Annotated in this window: 41 protein-coding genes and 1 tRNA gene; 40 read left to right on the top strand and 2 right to left on the bottom strand. The window is 46.3% G+C overall.

Going from position 1 to position 20,622, the window contains the following annotated elements:
• The first annotated feature begins 120 nt into the window (after nt 1–120).
• The 23 genes from M0R80_23735 (at nt 121) to M0R80_23625 (ending at nt 11,305) form a co-directional block, all read left to right on the top strand.
• The gene (locus M0R80_23735) at nt 121–834 is read left to right on the top strand and encodes a hypothetical protein (GenBank protein ID MCK9462642.1); all 714 of its coding nucleotides are present in this window, start codon (nt 121–123) and stop codon (nt 832–834) included.
• 576 nt (nt 835–1,410) lie between these two features.
• Entirely contained in the window at nt 1,411–1,740 is a 330-nt protein-coding gene (locus tag M0R80_23730) for a hypothetical protein (GenBank protein ID MCK9462641.1), read from the top strand.
• A 1-nt stretch (nt 1,741) separates the two neighbouring features.
• Entirely contained in the window at nt 1,742–1,996 is a 255-nt protein-coding gene (locus M0R80_23725; GenBank protein MCK9462640.1) for a hypothetical protein, read from the top strand.
• A gap of 12 nt (nt 1,997–2,008) precedes the next feature.
• Nucleotides 2,009–2,695, top strand: a complete 687-nt coding sequence (locus M0R80_23720; GenBank protein ID MCK9462639.1) for a hypothetical protein — start codon at nt 2,009–2,011, stop codon at nt 2,693–2,695.
• A 558-nt stretch (nt 2,696–3,253) separates the two neighbouring features.
• Complete coding sequence (locus tag M0R80_23715; GenBank protein MCK9462638.1) at nt 3,254–3,634, top strand: J domain-containing protein; 381 nt, start codon at nt 3,254–3,256, stop codon at nt 3,632–3,634.
• Nucleotides 3,631–3,780, top strand: coding sequence for a hypothetical protein (locus tag M0R80_23710; GenBank protein MCK9462637.1), 150 nt, complete (start codon nt 3,631–3,633; stop codon nt 3,778–3,780). Before M0R80_23715 ends, M0R80_23710 begins: the two co-directional genes overlap by 4 nt.
• 399 nt (nt 3,781–4,179) lie before the next feature.
• Nucleotides 4,180–4,383 (top strand): hypothetical protein, encoded by a 204-nt coding sequence (locus M0R80_23705; protein MCK9462636.1) that lies wholly within the window; start codon nt 4,180–4,182, stop codon nt 4,381–4,383.
• The gene (locus M0R80_23700; protein ID MCK9462635.1) at nt 4,383–4,577 is read left to right on the top strand and encodes a hypothetical protein; all 195 of its coding nucleotides are present in this window, start codon (nt 4,383–4,385) and stop codon (nt 4,575–4,577) included. Before M0R80_23705 ends, M0R80_23700 begins: the two co-directional genes overlap by 1 nt.
• An 87-nt stretch (nt 4,578–4,664) precedes the next feature.
• Nucleotides 4,665–4,952 (top strand): hypothetical protein, encoded by a 288-nt coding sequence (locus M0R80_23695; protein MCK9462634.1) that lies wholly within the window; start codon nt 4,665–4,667, stop codon nt 4,950–4,952.
• Between the two features lie 34 nt (nt 4,953–4,986).
• Complete coding sequence (locus tag M0R80_23690; protein MCK9462633.1) at nt 4,987–5,754, top strand: DUF2786 domain-containing protein; 768 nt, start codon at nt 4,987–4,989, stop codon at nt 5,752–5,754.
• 134 nt (nt 5,755–5,888) lie between these two features.
• Nucleotides 5,889–6,197 carry a hypothetical protein gene (locus tag M0R80_23685; GenBank protein MCK9462632.1) on the top strand — a complete coding sequence of 103 codons (309 nt, stop codon included), beginning with the start codon at nt 5,889–5,891 and terminating at the stop codon, nt 6,195–6,197.
• Nucleotides 6,198–6,442: 245 nt separating this feature from the next.
• Nucleotides 6,443–6,688 carry a hypothetical protein gene (locus M0R80_23680; protein ID MCK9462631.1) on the top strand — a complete coding sequence of 82 codons (246 nt, stop codon included), beginning with the start codon at nt 6,443–6,445 and terminating at the stop codon, nt 6,686–6,688.
• A 22-nt stretch (nt 6,689–6,710) separates the two neighbouring features.
• Nucleotides 6,711–7,133 carry a hypothetical protein gene (locus M0R80_23675; GenBank protein MCK9462630.1) on the top strand — a complete coding sequence of 141 codons (423 nt, stop codon included), beginning with the start codon at nt 6,711–6,713 and terminating at the stop codon, nt 7,131–7,133.
• Complete coding sequence (locus tag M0R80_23670) at nt 7,130–7,312, top strand: hypothetical protein (protein ID MCK9462629.1); 183 nt, start codon at nt 7,130–7,132, stop codon at nt 7,310–7,312. The genes M0R80_23675 and M0R80_23670 overlap by 4 nt, the downstream gene beginning before the upstream one ends.
• On the top strand, nt 7,309–7,512 hold the full coding sequence (locus M0R80_23665; GenBank protein MCK9462628.1) for a hypothetical protein: 204 nt from the start codon (nt 7,309–7,311) through the stop codon (nt 7,510–7,512). The genes M0R80_23670 and M0R80_23665 overlap by 4 nt, the downstream gene beginning before the upstream one ends.
• A 22-nt stretch (nt 7,513–7,534) precedes the next feature.
• The gene (locus M0R80_23660; GenBank protein MCK9462627.1) at nt 7,535–7,804 is read left to right on the top strand and encodes a hypothetical protein; all 270 of its coding nucleotides are present in this window, start codon (nt 7,535–7,537) and stop codon (nt 7,802–7,804) included.
• 12 nt (nt 7,805–7,816) lie between these two features.
• Nucleotides 7,817–8,362, top strand: coding sequence for a hypothetical protein (locus M0R80_23655; protein MCK9462626.1), 546 nt, complete (start codon nt 7,817–7,819; stop codon nt 8,360–8,362).
• A 281-nt stretch (nt 8,363–8,643) separates the two neighbouring features.
• Complete coding sequence (locus M0R80_23650; protein ID MCK9462625.1) at nt 8,644–8,877, top strand: hypothetical protein; 234 nt, start codon at nt 8,644–8,646, stop codon at nt 8,875–8,877.
• A 182-nt stretch (nt 8,878–9,059) separates the two neighbouring features.
• Nucleotides 9,060–9,269: a hypothetical protein gene (locus M0R80_23645; protein ID MCK9462624.1), complete on the top strand. Its 210-nt coding sequence runs from the start codon at nt 9,060–9,062 to the stop codon at nt 9,267–9,269.
• 570 nt (nt 9,270–9,839) lie between these two features.
• A complete protein-coding gene (locus tag M0R80_23640) occupies nt 9,840–10,115 on the top strand; it encodes a hypothetical protein (protein ID MCK9462623.1) in 276 nt (91 codons plus the stop codon).
• A 33-nt stretch (nt 10,116–10,148) separates the two neighbouring features.
• Nucleotides 10,149–10,556, top strand: coding sequence for a hypothetical protein (locus tag M0R80_23635; GenBank protein ID MCK9462622.1), 408 nt, complete (start codon nt 10,149–10,151; stop codon nt 10,554–10,556).
• The gene (locus M0R80_23630; GenBank protein MCK9462621.1) at nt 10,543–10,866 is read left to right on the top strand and encodes a hypothetical protein; all 324 of its coding nucleotides are present in this window, start codon (nt 10,543–10,545) and stop codon (nt 10,864–10,866) included. The genes M0R80_23635 and M0R80_23630 overlap by 14 nt, the downstream gene beginning before the upstream one ends.
• Before the next feature lie 82 nt (nt 10,867–10,948).
• The gene (locus M0R80_23625) at nt 10,949–11,305 is read left to right on the top strand and encodes a hypothetical protein (protein ID MCK9462620.1); all 357 of its coding nucleotides are present in this window, start codon (nt 10,949–10,951) and stop codon (nt 11,303–11,305) included.
• A gap of 49 nt (nt 11,306–11,354) precedes the next feature.
• Here the strand turns inward: M0R80_23625 and M0R80_23620 are convergent, their stop codons facing one another.
• Nucleotides 11,355–11,813, bottom strand: coding sequence for a hypothetical protein (locus tag M0R80_23620; GenBank protein ID MCK9462619.1), 459 nt, complete (start codon nt 11,811–11,813; stop codon nt 11,355–11,357).
• 129 nt (nt 11,814–11,942) lie between these two features.
• Between M0R80_23620 and M0R80_23615 the strand changes: the two genes are divergently transcribed.
• The 17 genes from M0R80_23615 to M0R80_23535 all read left to right on the top strand — a co-directional run bounded on the left by M0R80_23615 (nt 11,943) and on the right by M0R80_23535 (nt 20,319).
• Nucleotides 11,943–12,287, top strand: a complete 345-nt coding sequence (locus tag M0R80_23615) for a hypothetical protein (GenBank protein ID MCK9462618.1) — start codon at nt 11,943–11,945, stop codon at nt 12,285–12,287.
• Nucleotides 12,288–12,290: 3 nt separating this feature from the next.
• Complete coding sequence (locus tag M0R80_23610) at nt 12,291–12,755, top strand: hypothetical protein (protein MCK9462617.1); 465 nt, start codon at nt 12,291–12,293, stop codon at nt 12,753–12,755.
• Complete coding sequence (locus M0R80_23605) at nt 12,752–13,072, top strand: hypothetical protein (GenBank protein ID MCK9462616.1); 321 nt, start codon at nt 12,752–12,754, stop codon at nt 13,070–13,072. Before M0R80_23610 ends, M0R80_23605 begins: the two co-directional genes overlap by 4 nt.
• 284 nt (nt 13,073–13,356) lie before the next feature.
• A complete protein-coding gene (locus M0R80_23600; protein ID MCK9462615.1) occupies nt 13,357–13,668 on the top strand; it encodes a hypothetical protein in 312 nt (103 codons plus the stop codon).
• 481 nt (nt 13,669–14,149) lie between these two features.
• Nucleotides 14,150–14,587: a hypothetical protein gene (locus tag M0R80_23595; protein MCK9462614.1), complete on the top strand. Its 438-nt coding sequence runs from the start codon at nt 14,150–14,152 to the stop codon at nt 14,585–14,587.
• 140 nt (nt 14,588–14,727) lie between these two features.
• On the top strand, nt 14,728–15,009 hold the full coding sequence (locus M0R80_23590; GenBank protein ID MCK9462613.1) for a hypothetical protein: 282 nt from the start codon (nt 14,728–14,730) through the stop codon (nt 15,007–15,009).
• On the top strand, nt 14,978–15,364 hold the full coding sequence (locus M0R80_23585) for a hypothetical protein (GenBank protein ID MCK9462612.1): 387 nt from the start codon (nt 14,978–14,980) through the stop codon (nt 15,362–15,364). The genes M0R80_23590 and M0R80_23585 overlap by 32 nt, the downstream gene beginning before the upstream one ends.
• Nucleotides 15,365–15,366: 2 nt before the next feature.
• Nucleotides 15,367–15,687 carry a hypothetical protein gene (locus tag M0R80_23580; protein MCK9462611.1) on the top strand — a complete coding sequence of 107 codons (321 nt, stop codon included), beginning with the start codon at nt 15,367–15,369 and terminating at the stop codon, nt 15,685–15,687.
• Between the two features lie 573 nt (nt 15,688–16,260).
• Entirely contained in the window at nt 16,261–16,671 is a 411-nt protein-coding gene (locus M0R80_23575) for a hypothetical protein (GenBank protein ID MCK9462610.1), read from the top strand.
• 543 nt (nt 16,672–17,214) lie between these two features.
• Entirely contained in the window at nt 17,215–18,198 is a 984-nt protein-coding gene (locus M0R80_23570) for a hypothetical protein (GenBank protein ID MCK9462609.1), read from the top strand.
• 22 nt (nt 18,199–18,220) lie between these two features.
• Nucleotides 18,221–18,541: a hypothetical protein gene (locus M0R80_23565; protein MCK9462608.1), complete on the top strand. Its 321-nt coding sequence runs from the start codon at nt 18,221–18,223 to the stop codon at nt 18,539–18,541.
• A 125-nt stretch (nt 18,542–18,666) separates the two neighbouring features.
• Complete coding sequence (locus M0R80_23560; GenBank protein MCK9462607.1) at nt 18,667–18,903, top strand: hypothetical protein; 237 nt, start codon at nt 18,667–18,669, stop codon at nt 18,901–18,903.
• Nucleotides 18,900–19,172: a hypothetical protein gene (locus M0R80_23555; GenBank protein ID MCK9462606.1), complete on the top strand. Its 273-nt coding sequence runs from the start codon at nt 18,900–18,902 to the stop codon at nt 19,170–19,172. The genes M0R80_23560 and M0R80_23555 overlap by 4 nt, the downstream gene beginning before the upstream one ends.
• Nucleotides 19,173–19,303: 131 nt before the next feature.
• A complete protein-coding gene (locus M0R80_23550) occupies nt 19,304–19,606 on the top strand; it encodes a hypothetical protein (GenBank protein MCK9462605.1) in 303 nt (100 codons plus the stop codon).
• Nucleotides 19,603–19,950, top strand: coding sequence for a hypothetical protein (locus M0R80_23545; protein ID MCK9462604.1), 348 nt, complete (start codon nt 19,603–19,605; stop codon nt 19,948–19,950). The genes M0R80_23550 and M0R80_23545 overlap by 4 nt, the downstream gene beginning before the upstream one ends.
• Nucleotides 19,951–19,956: 6 nt before the next feature.
• A tRNA-Lys gene (locus M0R80_23540) sits at nt 19,957–20,029 on the top strand.
• 23 nt (nt 20,030–20,052) lie between these two features.
• Nucleotides 20,053–20,319 carry a hypothetical protein gene (locus tag M0R80_23535; GenBank protein MCK9462603.1) on the top strand — a complete coding sequence of 89 codons (267 nt, stop codon included), beginning with the start codon at nt 20,053–20,055 and terminating at the stop codon, nt 20,317–20,319.
• Here the strand turns inward: M0R80_23535 and M0R80_23530 are convergent.
• Nucleotides 20,295–20,622: hypothetical protein (locus M0R80_23530; protein MCK9462602.1), on the bottom strand; the 328-nt coding region annotated here is incomplete at its 5' end. The two genes, M0R80_23535 and M0R80_23530, sit on opposite strands and share 25 nt — an antisense overlap.

The following is a 20,622-nucleotide window of genomic DNA, read 5'->3' as shown; positions in this document are numbered from 1 at the left end:
GGATACATCCTGCACACGGGATACATCCTGCACACGGGATACATCCTGCACACGGGATGTATCCGCACCCGCATATATCCTGTTAATAAATAGGCCCTAATGTGACAAAAGGCGACAAATATGAAAAAAGATACCCCCAGTCCCAAAATCAGAGATATATTCGAGCAAATTATTCAACAGCCTGTCACTAAATCAAAACCTAAGAAAAAGAAACAAAATATCCCTAATGTCGATAACCCAATCCTAATAGGATTCAATCAACACTCTCAAGAAATCAAACCTCTCAATTGGCACAATGGCCTGATTGATCTACAAATTGAACTTATTAACGCCATACGGCTCTTTCTCTGGGCCAAACAAGCTAATCTCACCCATCTGCCAGCTAATTGTGCTAATAAAATATTCGTAGCCCACCCCTTCCCCAATATCAAAGGCATTTCTCCCTATGCACTCTGTTCCGATGCTAAACCATTCCCTACCCACAAACTCATAGATGTTATCAAAGGATTGGCAGATTGTTTAGCTATGGAAACAAGTGGAACTATTAGGTATTATCTACGACAAGTCGAATTCCTCGTCTGGGGGAAATTCTATCAAGACCCCCAGCAAATCCTCCAAAGATTCATTAATAAACATAAAACAAAATCTAAAAAACACGCCAAGACATATCCTGCCAAGACATATCCTAAAGACAAAGGATTACATCTGCTGCCCAATGGTGGATTAGCTCTCTCTTTAAATAACAAAATATCCAAGCAGGCCAAGCAGCCAACGAAAGCTGTTGGTCCAAAAGAAAATGAAAACCAATACTTCCGCCGTATGTTGGATTGGTAATGCCTCGCACCCTCTAGTTAATTCTTCCAGTTTGTGGGTTTCTTGCCCATTCCTGCCTCATTACTCCTTCCTCTTGTGGGTTTCTTGCCCATTTTTAATCATAAATTATTCTATATTGTAAACCTATATGACCCAAGGGGTTACGTCATAGAGGAGCATAAAAGTTCAAAATGATTAAAAATCAGGGCTTAGTCCCGAGTGTATGTAACGCATTTGAATTGCTTTTAAGGCATCCCAGGCATTAAATTTAATTTAATTGGGTCTTAAATGCACTCCTATTGGGGCAAGATCGACCCCTAATTTAAAATTAAATTAAATAGATTTGGTGAGGGGTCTTGATATAAAATTAAATAAAATAAATTCAATGTACAGTTAAATGATATATTTAATGTAATGGTGGGAAAAATGATTAAATTAATGATAAATGGGTTTTAAACAAGTTTCCAGAAGAATTATAAAGTATACAAATTACCCAAACTGTTTAGATTAACATTACAATTAGTTTTCCTGTACATTGCGTCGAAAATCATGGAACGATAGTTTTCCTGTACATTGCGGGGGCAGGAGGGAAAAAGCATGAGTGAATTCATAGGTTGGAAAGCGGCTTCTGGAGCGGGCGGCAAGTTTACGTGGTTTGTGCATAACCATGAAACTCATGCAACTTTGGATACTCCCAAAGGCAGATTGAGACGCTTTGCTTCATTTCAAGCTGCTCAGAAAGTAGCTGATGCGATGAATGCCCGTCCGAAATCGTATTATGTCAAGCTTCTCACGCCCATTATTGTGGACAATGTGGGCAAATACGAAGTCAAAAAGGCTGCACTGGCTGAATTCAGAGAATTGATTGAGAAAGTGCAACACAAGAAATTTGGTGGTGAAATAGTCCTAGAAATTCAGGAGGTGTGACGTGAAGAAACCAGTAGGACGGGAATTCCGCATTTCTTTCGATGTTTCGGGGACAGTAGAACAAACCGTATTGATTACGGACCCCAAGATGACGGAAGGAAAGTTGGACCGAGGATTGCGGGACGGCAGGATCGCCACAACCATTCAAGAGGGTGGACAATTGATTGTGGTTAAAACTGGCCGTGTGATTGGGAAAGTTCTCTCTGTGGAGAACGAATGCGAGTATTCGGAATTCATGGCGGAATTGGAAGAGTAGTATTCCTGTACATTGGGATTGCGTAACAACAACCTCAAGCCAAGGAATATCATGCCTAAGTTTCATTCATGGAGTGAGAGCGGAGTCAAGGTCATTGCGGGCAACACGAAATTGGGAAAGATACCTAATCTTTCCTTATTGCCTTGTGTGACGTGTGCGAAGGATGCCCCTTGTCGAAACAAGGGATGTTACGCCAAGAAACTGATGTATCCTTCAGTTCGCAAGGCTTGGACCCACAATACTCGTTTGGCTGGCAATCCTGTCGAATTCTTTGCAGATTTGCGGGAGCAGTTTGCCAGCCGCACAGTGGGGTGGTTTCGGTTTTTTGTTTCGGGTGATTGTCCATCCTATTCGTTTTTCTGCAAGATGATGGAATTCGTCGGGGAGTTTCCCGATACTAAGTTTCTCATTTTCACGAAACGATATGGTTGGGCGAATCAATGGTTGCGGAAACATACTCGCCCGGAAAATGCGACTATCTTGTTTTCGGCTTGGCCGGGATACAAGATGGATAATCCCAACAAACTGCCAGTGGCTTGGATACGGGATGGGGAAAGTAAAAGGAGGGGGCTGGTTCGTGTTGGTGTCGATAATAGAATTCCGAAGGATGCGATAGAGTGTCCCGGTGGTTGTGAGCATTGCGGCATGTGTTGGAACTTGCCGAAATTGGGTCGAGATGTGGTTTTCGACAAACACTAATACCTCTAATGGGTGTGGCGGAATTCTGTTACATTTGCAAGATGTAGCGTTTTTCAGCCACACCCGTTGGTGGGGGTTTGTTTAGTTTTCCTGTACATTGAGGACATTATGGGAACAGCATTAGCAACACGGCCATACGGAGCAGTTTCGCTGCCCGACAATGACCAATGGTGTAATCGGTTTGAAATCCGTTCTGAAACCAGTAATCGGATTTACATTGTTGCACAGAACAAGAAAACTGGGCAATGGGGATGTTCCTGTCCTGGCTACCGTCGAGCCCGTCATGGGGTACGTTGTTGCAAGCATTTGACCCAGGGATGTGGATTAAATTTATCTCAGATTCATGGGAATGCATTGCCTGATCTTCGGGTCAAGCATCCGAGGTTAAAATGAAACGGAAACAACGGGTGGCTGAATTGTTCAAGAAGCCAGTCAATAAGACGGTGGCGGAACGATTGGCTGAAGCTCGGTCGGCACAAGAGGCGAAAAAGCGACTTGCGGAGAAGTGGAAGAAATGAGGAACAAGTATTTCAAGATTAGGATATATCGTTTTGTTCTGTGGGTGTTTCCTTTTTGGTGGAAGGAATACACTACAGTGGCGGGCAGAAGTTGGGGGCCATTTACATGGTTGGTAAAATAAAGAAGCCCAAGAAGGGTTTTTTGGACGGATACAAGACCTACGATCCCAGTACGGGTCGGGGCAATCGTGCCGAGTGGCGTTCTGCTTGGGATGAGAGGATGAATCATGCGGAAGCATCGGCCACGTTGAAAAAGGATGATCCCTTTGACGTATTGGGATTTACTTTCAAGCCGAGTCGAGCAGAGTTGGACAAGCGGTATCGAGAATTGGCAATGCAACACCACCCAGATCATGGCGGTGATCCGATTGAATTCAAGCGGATACATGCTGCGTGGTCGCTTTTGTCGGAGCAATTATGATACAAGACTATAAAGTTGCCAAGGGCACTACACTTGCGGAATTGGAAGCTGAGGTGGCAGAATTGATTCGTTTGGGGTATCAGCCATTTGGGATGTTGATTTACTCTTCTTTTGATGGTTACTGCCAGCCGATGGTTTCGCATTAGTTTTCCTGTACATTGAGACATCATGTTTCCAATAAAATGCAGACGCACAGCTTGTGACAGAATGGTAACTGAAAAGAATGCGTGTCGGCATTCTGACAGTGGGGAGTATTATTGTCCACGCTGTGCCCGCAATATCAATGAGGGGGCAGGAAGGGAATTGGTGGTATTTCCTCATGAAAATAAAACAAATCAACAACATTGAGATACATTTAACTCAGCCGTCCCGATTTTCCTGTGGGGTGAGAACCTTTTGGGTTACACCACTGACGTATGCGGGGAAATCCAAGACATATCTCCGTATCTTGGAGGAGTTTGAGAGTCTTGGGTCTGCTGAGAAGTGGTGTCGAAGCGTAACGGATTTTCTGCGGTCCTAGTTTTCCTGTACATTGGGGAGATACTATGCCGACTAAAGAAGAGATTATCGCTGGTTTGTCCAAGTCCATGCGTCAATCCTATCGCACGCTCATGGCAAGTGCTGCAAAACAAGAGAAGGTTTTGATTTGGGTGGGCGGCATTGGTTTCGATGATTTGGAAGTTGTCGATCAGCCGATTGGCGACAATCAAGTAGTTTTGTATGACGGCAGGAAGACGGTGACGGCATAATGGGCGATTCACGGGAAATGGCGATGTGGGCGTGGCTTGAGAAGGATAGGGAAAATATCCAGAACAGGTGGGTTGCGGAAATCAAAGCAATCGTCAATTCACCTAATTTTTGTTTTTACGAAGCCAATTCTCTACCTGATTTTTATTCGTGGTGTATGGAGCATTACAATGAAAAGCCTGCTGTGCGTTCTTGATGGCTTTATTACTGGCCTGATAGGTGTTATGCTATTGTGGCCGGGGAAGTTCCACGAGTGGATGGTCTTTTTCCAAGGGTTGTGCAAATGAACACAGATCAAGAGCTACAGGAATTGTGCGACCACGAGCGACAGACACTCACTCGATTGGCATTGGATATTGTCAATTGTTGTGAATCGCTGGAGATGGTGGTCAAGGAGGCTCATACTGCTGCCAAGAGGGAACTTTTTTCTCTCAACAAGGGTGAGCCGTATGCCACCATTCAAGTTACTCCATTGCAGGATTCCAGCACGGAAAAGCTGATGGCACGCATTGCGGAATACAATGCCCGTCTGTTGTGGCGTAAGGCTGTCAAGAGGATCATCGACACTTAGTTTTCCTGTACATTGGAGTGGCAAGGAGAACATAATGGAAATTCAAAAAGTTATTCAGACCATTCAGGATTTGTGTCAGAAGACGGTCAATCGTGGTTGCACAGAAGCCGAAGCGATGGCGGCGGCTCACAAGATTGGTCAATTGATGAAGGTGTATAACCTATCAATGGACCGAGTATTCTTGGGTGAAGCCAAGTGTGTGGATGGGGTAATTCCCACGGGCCGGAAGCGAAGGCATCCCATTGACCTCTGCGTGACGGCGATTGCAGAGTTTTGCGATTGTCGTATTTGGTATGGGTGGGAGAAAGCCTATCATCTGTTTGGTCTTTCGACCGATGTTGAAATGGCGAAGTATCTCTATGGCATTATTTTGGATGCGATGGATACGGCCACTACTGGCTACAAGGATTCAGAATCCTACAAGTTGGGCAAGGGTTCCTATGACATTCGATGTCCTCGGAAGAAATTGAGTGTGAGTTTTCAGAAGGGGATGTCGAACCGCATATCTCACAGGCTGCGGGAAATGATGCAAGCCCGTCATGTTGAGGAGCGGGCAGAGGCCCCTGTGATTATGGAAGTTGATGAAATCACGGGCGAGAGCATAAGCACCGGAACCAGTTTGATTACGGTGAAGCGTGACAAGGTGAAGGATGCATTCGATCAATTGGGTATTCGATTGAAGAAAGCTGCCCGCAATCCTTGTTACAACGACAATTCAGCTTTCAGAAAAGGCCAAGAGGCTGGTGACAAGGTGAATCTCAATCGGCCTTTGCCGGGCAACGTGGTAGGGTATTTGGAATAACAACAATCCTCACCTGGGCGAGGTACGCTAAGCAATCTGAGGTGTGGCTGCAAGCACCAGGGATTCTAAAGCTAACAGCGGTTGCAGTCGGGAGGTATCCAATCCTCCATTGTTGTTTTCATTTAGGATATAACATGACATATAACAAATACATTGTTACGCATGAGGTAGACTTTGGCACTGCACAAGAGCCGGACAAAAAACGATTTGGCAATGCGTATATTATTGCCAATTGTTACGATCACAGTCTGCCATCTTTTCAACGCATGATTGCGATGGCCAAGAAAGCCTTCCCACGAATAAAAGACAAAGAAATTGAGTGTCGCACTGTCATTTATTCTAGTTGGTGTAAAGGTTGCCCTGTCATTAAATTTCCTGTACCACCTGATTCACAACGGGAAGGTTGGACGGAAACGAGTAGTATGCCTGACGTAGCATGGTAGTTTTCCTGTACATTGGGTGAGTGAAAGGGTGCTGAAATGATTACAAAACTTCCCCGGCTTGTTGGATTTGGTAGCGATGGTCGAGCCGTTGCTGCTGGATGCTGTGTTCATACCTCCAATGGCATTGTCAGTAGGAAAGTTCTCTTCCTTGCTTCAGATGGACCTGAATTCATTATTCAGGATGTTCGGGGGAAGACGGAGGAGGAAATCAACGACGACGCCACAGCGATTATTGAGGAGGCATTATGCACGCCGAGTGGGAGATAATGGATTTAGAATCAACCGATGAGTGTCTTGTGATACGGGACACTAATCAACCGCAAAATAAATCTGTAACAAATGATGCAGAGTTTGTGGTGGAGACATTGGTGAGGCAGGGGTTGTTACCACAAGGGCGGCGACTGGAATACTACGATTCACAACTCAACCTTGACCAGATTATTGTGAAGGATGGTGAATTTGCCGGGTTTGCCCCTGGAAAATGGGATTAGTTTTCCTGTACATTGACCTGATATGAAAGACCCACAACAAAACAGAGTGTATGCATGGGAGCGATGGGCGGTAGCACCTCACGACATAACGGAAGTTTTGTTTGAGGCAATTCAACCCATTGTGAATCATATATGGGCAGAGCGGGGATTGGAATTTCCTCCCCAAGTAATGCCCATGTTCAAAAAGAAAACAAAAAAAGCAGATGCAACCAGGATAGCGGTCAGGTTTGGTGAGAAGACCTACACTTGGATAATTCTGCATGAGTTAGCTCACAGCATGACTAGCACTTGTGATGGTCGGAGCAATCATCATGGTGCCTTGTTCATGGGGATATATCTGCAATTGTTGCAGAAGTATCTTAATTTAGATTTAGTTGAATCAGCGAAACAAGCTGGGTTGCGACTCAGAGAAGACGCCATACCCGTCTTTTTGGAGGATGTATGAAATTCGATGTTGAAGTAATTCGCATTGGTTATCGCCGCAAGTTAATTACGGTTGAAGCTAAGGATCGGCACGATGCCAAGAATAAAGCCGACCGATTGGCTCCCGATTTGGAATTTCCTGGTGAGCATGACTGTGAGCATGCCTCTCAGGTGGTTGGAGAAGTGAGGGAAGTAGCATGAAACGCTGGAAAGTTGAGGCATTTAGTGCTGGTCAGCGTATTGCCTCTGGCAAAGCTGGCAATCTTTCCCAAGCAATGGAACAGGCTCAGGGGTTAGTTGTTGGTGTGGGAGAACGATGGGCTTGTATCACCAATCGTATTACAGGCAAGTTGAAAACACGCTATTGGTGGGATGGGCAGCTTCAACGGATAGATTATTAGTTTTCCTGTACATTGGAAGGGCATGATGAACAAACTGCAAATTGATGCCAGCTTACCACGACACAAACAAGCCCGTCAGCTTGTGGCTGCGGCGAAACTAAAAAATCATGACCCCAAGGCATTTGAGGAAGAGATAATTCATCTTCTCTCATCTGTGCTGGAGAATGAGTGGGTGGATGATGAATTGGAATCCAACATTCGTCTAGGATGGGCAACAATGGTGGGGGCAGAAGTAGTCAACGATGATCTCCTTGATCCTGAAGATGAGGATGATCGTGGGAAGTATTCTTGAAACGAGGATTAAATGAAATTCAAACCTTATTTTCTGGTCCAAAAGAAACAAAAGAAATTCGATCTCCGTTATTTTAACGGACGATTCATGTTCTGGATGGAGGGGGACGTGTTGTTGCCTCTCTTGAGCGAAAACATTGATTTGGGTGAGCGATTCAATTGTGTGGTATCTGTGGCATTGACTGGGGAGCAATGCAATGCCTTGTGCAAGATGTTTGTCGATTACCCTGACGCTCAATTGTCTGGCATTCGGACAAGGTTGTGTGGGGGTGAGCGGGCGACATTGAAGATGAATCCCCAGATGTCTCATGCTTTGCTTACAGCCATTCGTTACATCGAAGGGCTGAAGAAGCCGAAGGTATCTCTGGCATCACAATTCCAATTTGAGTTTGAAACAAATTGGAAGGGTGCGGAGATTATGTGTGAGGTATTTGGGAAATCCAAAAACGAGCATATCAAGCCGGTTGTTGCTCAACTGCGGGAGTTGATTGACGAGTTGCAAGAGCGGCAAGCTCGATTTGACGACGAAGAAATTCCCAGAGGATATGCGGGCAAATAGTTTTCCTGTACATTGAGGGAAGTGTGCGGGGGCACGATGGGACATCGCCAGTCACCAAGTAGTACAGTAGCTTCGGCTATCCGGCTACAGCGGTCAGTCGCTTTGTGTACCGTGCCCCCCACTCCTTTTTGGAGAAAAGAAAATGAATTGGATTTTCAAGTTGGGAATTACTGGATTTGTGTTATTTGCCATTACGTTTGTGGTGGTTTGGGGCACAATCATTTGGGTGGCGGCTCATTTCATTTCCAAGTTCTGGTAGATTTCCTGTACATTGGGATAACATGAAAACAATTGATGTGAATGTGAAGTTTGAGGGGACCATTACGATTGAGGTTCCCGATCATTTGAGCGACGGACAAGCCAATGATTTGGCAGAGCGATTGGTTCTTGCCCGTGTTGTTGCCACGATGGACAATCCCGATGCTCCTGAAGATGCCGCCTGTGAAGATGGCGAAGAGAAGGATTGGGATGCCTGCGTAGTGACGGGGGTTTGCGGGACTTGGATGGCAAAATGAACGATCTCGAAAAACTAATTTTCAGTATTCTCGGGGTAATTGTCTGTTGCATAGCATTAGTCGTCATCCTTATCCCGATCATTGTCATCATAATGATAATGGTGGCAATAGCTGGACCATTCATTCCGATAGTGTTGGTGGCATTTTGTGTTTGGTTGGTTTTTTTCAGAAAGTAGGGAACCATGTTTGTTGCACAGATTCGTGACAATTTGCTTGGGCAAGTCAATGCCGTTGATACTATCGAAGAGGGCATCGAGTTGGTCAAAAAGATTGTGATTGAGAACGGCGTGACAGTGACCGAAGAAATCATGACTGAGATTGAGGAGGATTGGAGTTATCTCAGCGAAGAGGGTGATTGGTCTGTGTGCATTGGGCAAACTGAGGAGGATTAGTTTTCCTGTACATTGTGGGTGTGTTCCCCGCCCGAAGCTGACTGGTTGATGGTCTTACGATCTCCCAGTCAGCTTTTTTTGGAGAAAAAATGAACAATAAAACAAAACAACAGCTAACGAAAGCCTTGCGGGTATTGCCGAAAACGTATTTGGTAATGCCTCATGCCAAGTGGAATAAGATATGGGACAAATTCCATGATCTTATGGCATGTAAGGAATGGGAATTCAAGGGTGGCAAGCAATCAATTTCAATTAGTTTGAATTATGGTTGTGTTGTCCAAACTGGGATGCCACTGGCGTATCAAGACCCACCCGTTCGATTTGCTGGAGTTTACATTACGATATGGCATCCCGATGCTAGTTGGACATCGGATTCTCATGTGTGTTTACCCTGGAGCGGGGTGGACACAATTATGCGGGCGATTGATAAGTTATCCCGTGGGGTGAGAAAGCTGTGTCCACACAGTAAGGCGAAGGAAATACGGGGTTTGGGCAATTGTTTACATTTGCTTCGTTGCCCCGATTGTGGTAAAGAATTCGAGGTTGACAGTTCAGGGTAAGGATATTTCAATGGCAAAAAAGAAATTGTCTGCGTTGAAGCAATTGGCAGATTCCTTGGCGGCAGAGGAATTGGTGGACGATTATATTCGTTCACAACCACGCTACCATTTGGAAGGGGAGTCTGGGGTAGCCTGTTTGGAGAATTTATTCCAAGCATTGGGCTATGACGACCTGACTAGTTTTCTGGCCGACAATCCGGGGGCACAAGAGGCATTGGAGCAATTTGTGCGAGAAAATCTTCCTGGTTGCAAGGAATGGCAAGAGGGGTTGCGGGAAAACATTTAGTTTTCCTGTACATTGGAAGGGCAGGAGGGAACGATGAAAGCAAAATTCAATTTCGGCAAACCGCACAATTTTGAGGAGAATGGGAGTGTTACTTTTGTGCGGGAGGCTGGCGACCCAACCTTTTATGGGATAAAACATGCAAAGGGGGAACATGCTCTTTTCTATTTTATCAAAAAATGGTTAAATGAGCGTGGTTTCACTTTCATCAAAAAATGTGCCCAAAAGGATGGGTGCATGGTTGGAGATGAGTTTCAACCATATTTGCGATGGGCAACGATGGATGCCCCGTGTATTTGCATCATTAGCGGGTTTTATGCTTTGCGTGGTGCAAATGAAGATTGGAACAAAGGGGAAGTCACCCTGAATGTCCATGCTGATGAGGGAGCGTTTACGTTTGTGCAAGACTTTTGCAGCAAGGAGCTTAGCTGTGCCAGGAATTGAAGCGACCACGAAAAAGAAACAGCGTCAAGAGGATGAGGTTCCTCCGGTTAGCACGATTGATCCTCAAGTTGTTTTGGACAATGTGTTCAAGCAACTGGGCAAGCCGCACAATTTGTGCCAAATTAGCTCTTGTTTGACAAGGGCAACCCCGATTACCCAGAAATCATTTCGGGTAATGATATATTGCAAAACCGAAGTATCCGAGCGTGGAATCGGAGCGGCCCCGGTTTTGACTGATACGTTTTTCGTACATGTCAACGATGAGGGCAAAATCATCAACAGCGATGAGCCGATTGTCAAAAAGTATTAAACAGGGAAATGATTAGTTTTCCTGTACATTGAAGTGGTGCAAGGGACAAGTTTTACTCTACTCTCTCGAAAGGAGAATTGTTATGTCGAAGAGCTTGCAGAAAGCGAATCAGGATCGTCATGTGCTGTCTTTGGTCAAGAAGCACGGTTTGTCGGGTGCGAAGCGTATCTTGGACGGGGAGGGCAAGTCGCCCTGTCTCGCCACCCTGCGTAAGCGGGCCGTTGCGGCGGGAATCGAAGTCCCCGGTCGTGGTCGCCCGGCAGTGTATGACAAGGAGCAGATCGTCAAGCTGCTCGCCAAGTTCCAGAGCCACAAGAAGGTTCGGGAACACCTGGAGTCGAAGGGCAAGGCTTGCCCCACGAATCCGATGCTGGTCGCCTGGGCGAACGAAGCGAAGATCGAAATCACCCGTGGCCGTCCGGTTGCCGAAGCCGCCTGAGTTGTCCTGTGAAGCACCCCGAATGTAGGGGACGACAGGCAATAGAGAGTCACGCCCTGATAACTTCGGGGCGTGATTCTTTTCCTGTTAATGTCAGCAATCCGATGTGAAGTTTGCGATGGCAATTGGCACAAATGATTACGCATTTAGCAACCTCAGTTTCGAGCCGCTTCCATGTTGCACAAGTATGAATAACTTGTGAAATAATGACTTCTTTTTGTTCGTCAAGATGGTGGAAGTCAAGACAAATGGGTTCGGTTTCCCCGCAAAAACAACAAGGATTTTGTCTTTTCATTTCTTGTATGGCTTCTTTAAGCCATAGTTTTTTTTTGCGTGTTTGTTTTTTGACATTGATGATGTGGCACTTTTTGCATTCATCACGAAGTCCATCACGTTTGTTGCAGTGTTTGCCAAACATGTTTTTTGGTTTTGTTTGTTTGCACTTATAGCAATACTTTTGTTCTGTGTTTTCCATACCGTATATATGCTTCCCAAACTCTTTTTTCAAGGATTTGGGATAGTTTTCCTGTACATTGGATAGTGGATGCTGTGAAACGCATTAGGCATGGCCATTGTCCCAAGCAATCCCAAGCCAAATCACGCCACAGCATCCATTCTAACACAAAGGATATATCTTATGCACGCTCTCGGACCCATTACTCGTGAACAAGCCATTGAAATTGATGGTCTTTATGTCAAGTTCCGAGAAGGTTGTGGTGCCCGTCAAACCCAAGAAGACAGTGATGCTTATTGGGCAGCTTTCGAGCATATTCATTCTGTTCAAAATGAATTGCACCAAGGGCAATTAGTTTTAACTGTTGCCCTTGACTGTGATAGAGACAAGCCGCAATTTATTGTGGCTCAAGTTTCCTCTGTGAAAAGAAATTGTATTCAAGCCGTGGATGGTCCGGTCATTCGTGTGACCGATGGGGATATGTCCTGGCGGGTGGATGGGGCTAATTACTGCGTACCAGCAAGGTGAAAAATGAGCAAAACATTGATGGCATTTATGCAACCACCGAAACCTCTCACAGTCAAGCAATGGAAACTGCTTAGCCATGTCTTGAGCTATGCCTTTTCTAATTGGGGCGATGTTCAAGATTGTTTTGAGGAAGACTTGGGGCCGGAAAGCGAAGTGGCCAAGCTGATGGAAAGGGCCAGACTTGAGGGCAACGAGCCCCGTAAACTAGCTCTATGTTATTTTTCCTTGTATCCCAAGGAAGCTCCCACCGTTGACAGCGAGGAAATGTGGGACAGCATTGATTGCACTTTTCTCAACTGGCTCAACACGCTGTATGAAGACCCAACCAAAGCATTGTCCAAAACTGGTCATGCAGCCAAGATGACGAAAGCCTATTTCGCAATGATAGGCTTTCCAAAACCTGATAGGTTTACCCAGAAGTGGCAAATGGTGGAAATGGTTCAAAAGCATTGGAAAGACCAACAATGACGCTACAAGAGTTTGTGGATGATATTCTCTGTGCCGCTAAGGCGGTATACATTGCCATCATGCCGAATTCGGAACGATGGGAATATGATCTTGAGGTGGAAGTGAATCACGGCACAATCGGAGGAGTATATGCCACCGATTGTCACACCAATAAAATTGGTTTGAGGAAAGTCCGCAAGCTAGCCAATGAATTGGATGCGATACTCACCACTAAGGGTATCAAGGTATTTCGTACCAGAGCGGAATGGGAGGAATACTATGATTTTGATGACATGTTGAAACCAATTGGCACTGGCGAACTAAAGGAGCCCCAATGACAGGTCAGATATTTTTTAGGGATGTTGCACAAGCTCCAGCATCATGTCCTCCTGGCACAAAGTTGATGATGTTTGTGGGGATTGTGGCTGTAAAAGAATCTCCCTTTAAGGGTGAGCATCAATATGTTGTGTCAGGTACGGATGATGGAGTGGTGAACATTCACCCAGAGGGCAGCAAGGACTTGACGCAATTGGCCGCTGGGAGCAGTCTTGCAGGGTTGTTGAGAGAACCCATTTGGCGTGTTTAGTTTTCCTGTACATTGGGGAATTGAAAGGGAAACAAAATGATAGTCAAAGTCCACATGCTGGCGTTTGGTGAGCCTGGAGAGATTCGGGAAGTTGAAGTTCCCGATGAAGAGCGAAGTGGCTCTTTGCTCGATCAAGTCTTTTATTTCGGCCAGAATGATTTTCAGCCTCAGAGGCACCCCAGTGTTTCGGTTGGGGATGTGATTGAGGTAGAAGATCGTTTGGTTCGATACCATGTTGTGGCAATGTCGGGATTTACTCCGATCAATTTGGAGCAATTCAACGAATTCAAAGCACTGCCTCAGCAAGATCGTCACTTTCACAAATTCTGCACAGGAAGAGAGGATTAGTTTTCCTGTACATTGGCTATTTGTTGTGTGAACGGAAACCCAGAAGAAGGAGAATGGAAGTGAGATGGTTTAGCTTGTGTTTGCTGTTGCTGGCGTTGTGTACAATTCCAGCGTGTGCCTTGGTTGAGAGTTATCATCCAACATGTGTGCCGCCACCCTGTATGCCGCCTTGTGTGGATATGTCCGGGGCATCAACGGTGTGGCAGGATCAACGGGGGAACCACAAGTTCTTCCACCCTGCAATGCGGCTCCGATTCCGTATCCTGGTGAGGTGAGGCGACTTCCGCCTGTTTACTAAGAAGAGGCGAAAAGGTGGGGTAGTAAGAACCTACCGCTGAGTCTGAAGGTTTATACAGAAGGTTCTCTGTAACTACCTGCAATACCGAGGGTTCGATCCCCTTCACTCCAATGGGGTGCTTTGGCGGGCTGTTGCTGGGACAGGTGGTATACTACCCTGCCTTTTTTTTTGGAGAAAATAAAAATGAACGAAGCAACTCGGACAACACTGGCTGAAAAATGTAACAAACTCAATTTAGTTGGCATCTATGAAATGCCCGATGGTACTTGGGTAGTTACCGATGGGCGAACTGCCAACAACTATGTGCATCCATGTTCTTCCAAGGGTGCTGTTTTGGAAAAGATTGGCCAGTTGTTGGAAGTCATGCAGCCCGCTGCTGAGTTGGAAGACAACGATCCAGTTGAGATGACCATTCTTATCACAACTCAAGTGAGTTTGTGTGACCCTGAGGACAAGAACAAGATTACTTCCGAACAACTAAGGAAGTCAGTCCAAACCGCTATTCGAGACGCTTTGGACTATGGGGAGAATGAAGGATTTGTCCATCCATTAGCAGAGGATGTATCCATTGGGATGGCTGGGGTGGATGTTCTCTGTGTCGATACGGGAAATCATTACTGAGTTTTCCTGTACATTGCCGTTGTAGAACCTTTCAAGCGGGGGGAAACGATTGAAAGGGGGTGATTAGAATGGCATGTGCTATCGGCTTGTTGCTGTTAGTGCTGTTTCTGCCTTTTTGTTTCTGGATGGTGAGGTAAGCAATGCGATTTGGTCAAGCACGACATGAAATCGACAGGCTGCGTAAGGAAGTAATTGACAAGATCAATTTCTTTATGGAGCCTGAAAGAAATTCGCCTGTAAAAGCCGAGGATTTCAATGAAACTCTGCGGCGAATCAAGGCAACTGCTGACCGTGCATTTGAGGATGTTGTGTGCAACCTCGATCATCTGGAAAACACTGTAGTTGAATCCATAGTGGAACATGTCGCCAAAGCCTACATTGAGGGAAAATATGGACAGGGCTCAAGTCAAGTTGCTCCGTGAAGTTTGCCAAGCTGCATTGGCCGATATTGCTGCGAAAAACAAGCTAGAAATAACGGTGGGTCGGGGTTCATATACCGACAACTCTGTTAATTTTAAGCTGGAAATTGCAGAGCTTGGAAAAAACGGTGAGTCCCCGGCAGTCAAGGACTTCGACAGATATGCCGGGCTGTTTGGGTTGAAGCCCGAAGATTTTGGGGTGATGTTCACCTATGCGGGAAAACATTATAAGTTGGTTGAGATTTGTCCCCGCCGACCGAAGTTTCCCTTTGTTGGTGAAGACATCACTACCAACAAGCGATTCAAGTTTGGCAGGGAGATTGCTCGACTGATTCGATCAGATACGGGGGGCAATTAGTTATGGTCATACGACAATTTGAGTTTGACCCACCGATCAATGGAGTAAGTCGCATTGAGGTTGGCCGTATTGGTGGCACAAGAGATTTGTATGAGTTGCACGATCAATCAGGGAAGCGATGGGCATATAAATACTTCCCCGAAACTCCAAGCCGTGAAAAGGTTACGGAAATCATCATGAAGGAAAGATTAGAGTATCTGCGGCGTGAGATAAGGGCGGAACGCATCAGTTATGCTGAGATAGCAGAACTCCAATCGCTGTCTCAGTACATAGCCCCTGGAGATGTTGAACTCTTGGAGTGGGCTGGTGTTCCCGAACATTAGTTTTCCTGTACATTGGTGAGATATGAACAACACAATCAAAACCTATACGTTCGATCCACCCATTCCAGTGTGCGGCCCGGCAGTGAGTCAGATGGACTTGTGTGAGATTGACGATGGGTTGTATGACTTGTTCGATCAAAATGGGACATGTTGGAATGAGGGTTGTCCATTCCCCTTTATTCCTACCCAAGACGAAATAATGGAGTTGCTGACGACAGGGAGGATTGCGGGTAAAATCGAGTAGTTTTCCTGTACATTGAGAGATTGAAAGGGACAAGCAAATGATGCCATTCATGGTGGTGCTGCTTGTCTTGTTACTGTTGACCTGCCGACACCGGGACACGTTTTCTGTGCCCGGCTCAATTCTGAATAGGATTTCAACGCTCGCACCCGATACGGTGTGGAAGACAGAATTCGGCTAGGTACGGCATACCAGTAGCAAGGCAGGTTTTGTAAAAGATTTTTTTGATGCTAGTGCGATAGGGGCAAGGTGGGAAACGAGAACATAGGGCACTTCGCCCGGTCCCACCTTGCCCCTTTTCCTGTACATTGGGTGATCGAAAGGGAATCAAGATGAAAATTGAAATCGGAACGGTGCTTGAGTTTGATCTGCCCGATGTAATGGAAGGTAAGGGTTCTACCCCTGTCAAGCTCATTTTCGGCAAAGATGGTATCTCTATCCAGCCCAAGGGAATGGCGGTTTACGATGGCGACTATGCCCCCATTCTCATTGAGAAACAGGATGATACAATCAGACTGGTTTACTGGGGCGACATCAACCAGCAAGAGCCTGAGATTTTGGATATGTCTGGGGCTTTGGAGAGTTCACGTCATTTGGTCAAGGATGACTATGAGGATGGGGTATGTGGGGATTGTCAAGAGCCTATTCCCGACGATGCGATGTATGGCGAAGCGTGCGTCAACTGTGGGCATGTTTGGAATCCTGTTGCACCTTGCGATGATGGAAGGGGTCCGGGCGAATGACACTCGAAACAAGACAAGAGATTGTGTTGCACGCTGTTAGGTGGTGCAATAATATCCTGACCGAAGTTTTGTCGAATCATGCCTCCGCTGTGAGTGTGTCTGGACGGGGTTTCCTATCCAACACTCTTGAGGAGTTGCAGAAAGCCGAAGACCTTTTCAGAAAAGCCGAAGACGGAAGGGCGAACTGATGGATTGCTCGAAATGCTTTTGGATGAATCTCCACCACGAAGGTGGGCATTGCTATATGTTCAAGGAAAAAACAAGAGGTGATTTCTGTGGACAATTCCGTGAAGCTGCCGAAAACAAACAAGAGAGTCGCCCGATACCTCCGGTGGAGCGGACTTGCGATTCTAGCCGTATGGCTTGATACCTACTTGTTGGGTGTCGCCCAATCTTGGATGTTGGAATGGGGATTAGGAATGATTCTCTGTTCCATTTGCTATTATATGTCCACTTGGACAGATGGCTATGATAGCAACCCAGTGCTGGAACGAATGAAGTCTTACGAAAACATTTAGTTTTCCTGTACATTGGATGGATACTATGGGACTTACAATACACTACCATCTGAAAAGTACCACCCGTTGCAAAGCCAAGGCAATTGCTTTGGTGGAAAAAATGCGGCAACTTGCCCTCGATCTGCCCTTTGAGCATGTCGATGATGAGGTGCGGTATTTTGGCCCCAAAACATGCCAGACCCCGATAGAAAATCTGCGGGGATTACCAGCCTTTGATGCTGTGTTGGATGCAACCCGGCATCTTGTCATTCCGTTTACCCGATGGGCAAGGGGGAGTAGCAGCGTTTGCGTTCAACCGCTGGAGATTTATTCTTTCAATGTGGACCCCGGCCCCGGCTCGGAGTGGGCTAACTTTGGATTGTGTATCTATCCAGAGAATGTAGAGGTGCATTATCACCCCTGCCGTGATCGAAAGTTCTGCCAAGAAACGGATGAGGGTCCGAAGTTCAGTTGGAAGAAATGGGAAAACTGGCTGAAAAAGAATGGGCATCCATCCTACAAAAGCCCAACTGCTTTTGAGAAGCAAGTTAAAATTAAAACTCATTTAACTGGCTGGCATGGTGGCGGATTCTGCAAAACCCAGTATGCCAGTGACCCACGGGCTGGTGGTGTACCCAATTTTGTTCGTTGTCATGTCGGCATGATTACGTTGCTTGATCGGATTGCCGAACTGCCCACGATGAAAGTCGAAACCAATGACGAAGGCAAGTATGGGCCTTCCCACTATTCGGATGATCCTTGGGCAGAGAAGCGGGTGTATACTTGGCACCCCGGCAAATACGATGTCAAAGCCCTTGTGACAGAGTTGGGGGAATGGAACGAAATGATAGCTGCGATGTTTGGGGCAATGAAGGATGCTCTGGGAGGTGGTGAAGTTGGGATAGTTGGCCCAATCCAAGAGTTCCCCAATTTTGAGCAACTGGAGTTTACGGGACAGCATCAAAAGAATCTGCCCCAGTTTCTCCAAACCATGAAAATGCTTGCCGACAAGGCAAAGGTAGAAGTGTAGTTTTCCTGTACATTGAAAGGGCATGATGAATCAATCTGAAATTGAATGGGCGGCACAACAATCCCATAAGTGCCCCAATGTACGCAAGGGAATTGATTTGCTTTTGCGACTTATGCAAGCAGTCAATGAACAATCAGACGGGTGGGCCTATTGGCGTGCCCCGTCCAAGGCGTGCCAAAAATTGATGGACTTGTTGAAGACTGCCGGGAATCTACAACACGGAACAAGCGGCACAATCTCGGATGCCGATCTTCGCAAGGCTATCACGCCAATTCGTACAATGGTCACACGTCAGAAAAAACTACAGGCCAAGTTTGGCAATACGTTTGTGTTCACGGTGTAGGATGGGGGAATTGGTGTAACGGGTTGCACGGTCAAAATGCGAAAACGCAAGACAAGTCAAGGTTCAATTCCTTGGTTCCTTTTTTAGTTTTCCTGTACATTAGCAAAACAACGGAGATAGAAAAAATGAAAAGCGACGTTCGTAATGCCGTGATTGCCTTGGTCGCCAAGTTGGAAGAAGCAATGAAGTCCCCCAAGACATTCCTTGTGGATGGCACACAGGGATCGAGTTGCCATACCTACGAGATTGAAGGGGATCATTTTCAGGCCAACGACGTAGGGTTGACCATTTATGACGCCAACGGGAACACGGTGGCCTGCTTTGCCCCCGGCAATTGGAAGAATTGTGTGGAAAAATCATGATTCTCATCATCAACGCAAACGGGTTTCGATTGTGCAATGATGGCTATTGGCGAAACTTTGCCATGTTTGGCAACGTCAAGGGCTGTGTAAAGCAATATCGTTACAAGGGCCACGCTTTGCGTCGGGCAAAACATCTCGGCGGCATTGTGGTACAAGTGCCACAAGGAATGGAAGTCGATGCTAGCGGTGTAGTAATTGAGACCATTCCTGTTGGTGCCGACAAGGTTCGGTATCAGCATCACAAGTTGAGTAGTTTTCCTGTACATTGAGGGAGTATCATGGGTCGAAGTGGAAAAGATTGGAAAGAAAAGCAACAGCGGCAGAACCGCCACGATAGACGCAACAGTAAGCGTAAGTGGCTTGACACTAAACCTCCAACCCCAAAGAAAGCAGCGTAAGCATGGGCTATTATGTGAATCCACCGAATCGGTCGAAAGAAGCGTTCTTGGCTGAGAAGGGTATTCCTGCAATAAATCCGAAGTGGGAGGATGTTCCCGAAGGATTTCTGCCGGTTTGTCTTGTGGACAATGGCCCCTTCACGGCAGCGGGGATTTGCTACTGCGAGGCAGAGTTGCAGTGTTTCAGCGACCCCACCGATACCCGTCGCAGAGATTTCTTCATGTGTACGATTGAAGATTTGCTACGGGTGTCGGGCGATGATTTTGCCCGATGGGTCGGAAAGAAAGGACTGCTCAAACAATGAGCATGAAAGACAATCCTTGTAGTGGGTATGTGTTGGAAGCCGAGAAACTTCTAACCGTGTTTGACCCCACTGATCGTGATACAGCCCAATGGCTGATTGAAGAAGGCGACCATGAGGGTTTTCAAGAGCTTTTGGAGAACAAGTTTCCCAAGACTTTCGCTCTGCCTGCCGAGACTTTCATATTCAGCGATGAGGATACATCGGAAGAAATGGAAGCGGGCAAGATGTATTGCCGATGGGATGAATCTGATCTCTACCAAAAGCTGGAGAGAACTGAGTTGTTGTTTCTGAAGAGAGCGATTGGCACCACTCCCCAGATGGCGAATTGGACAATCTGGGGATAGTGGGTGGGGATCGTAGCTCAATGGTTAGAGCAACGGCCTTTTAAGCCGTAGGTTCTGGGTTCGAGTCCCAGCGGTCTCACTTTTCCTGTACATTGGTGCAATATGTATGATCCAAAGTTCAGAGTATCCGACAATCTGACCGACAAACAACGTGAGCAGATTGCGGATCACGAAGAAAAAAGGGAGCAAGCAATGGCAAGTCGTAAGGTTTACGTCAACGTCAAGGTTCAACTCATTCTCGATATGGATGAGGGGGTTGACGTGGGCGATGTCATTGATGAGGTGGATTACGATTTTGCCTCTACCACTGACGGGGCAACCGTCCATGACATGCACATTGAAGACTATGAGGTAACGGATTCCAAGTGAAAACAAATATGACCGAAATCCTCAAGAGCCTGATTTTGTTGCTGAGAGAAAAGGGAGTTAAAATCAATTCTCCCTATGACTTCGAGAATTGGATGGAAGATAACGCAAGTCACTCTCAACTGATGAAAACACAAATGTTTCAGGAAGAGTAGTTTTCCTGTACATTGAAAGGGTGCCAGCGGACGAATGGGCCGCAAGAAGATGCCGGGGACTTCTGAGGTTCCCCCAGATATACAGCCGGGGCGGGGATCGTACCCGCTTACCGCCTGTCGGGAGATGCGGGTGTCGGTGGCCAATGCCAAT

It is taken from the genome of Pseudomonadota bacterium (assembly GCA_023229365.1).
GTDB lineage: Bacteria > Myxococcota_A > Polyangia > JAAYKL01 > JAAYKL01 > JALNZK01.
The sequence above is the reverse complement of the archived record's forward strand: the minus strand, read 5'-3'. Positions and strand labels throughout refer to the sequence as shown.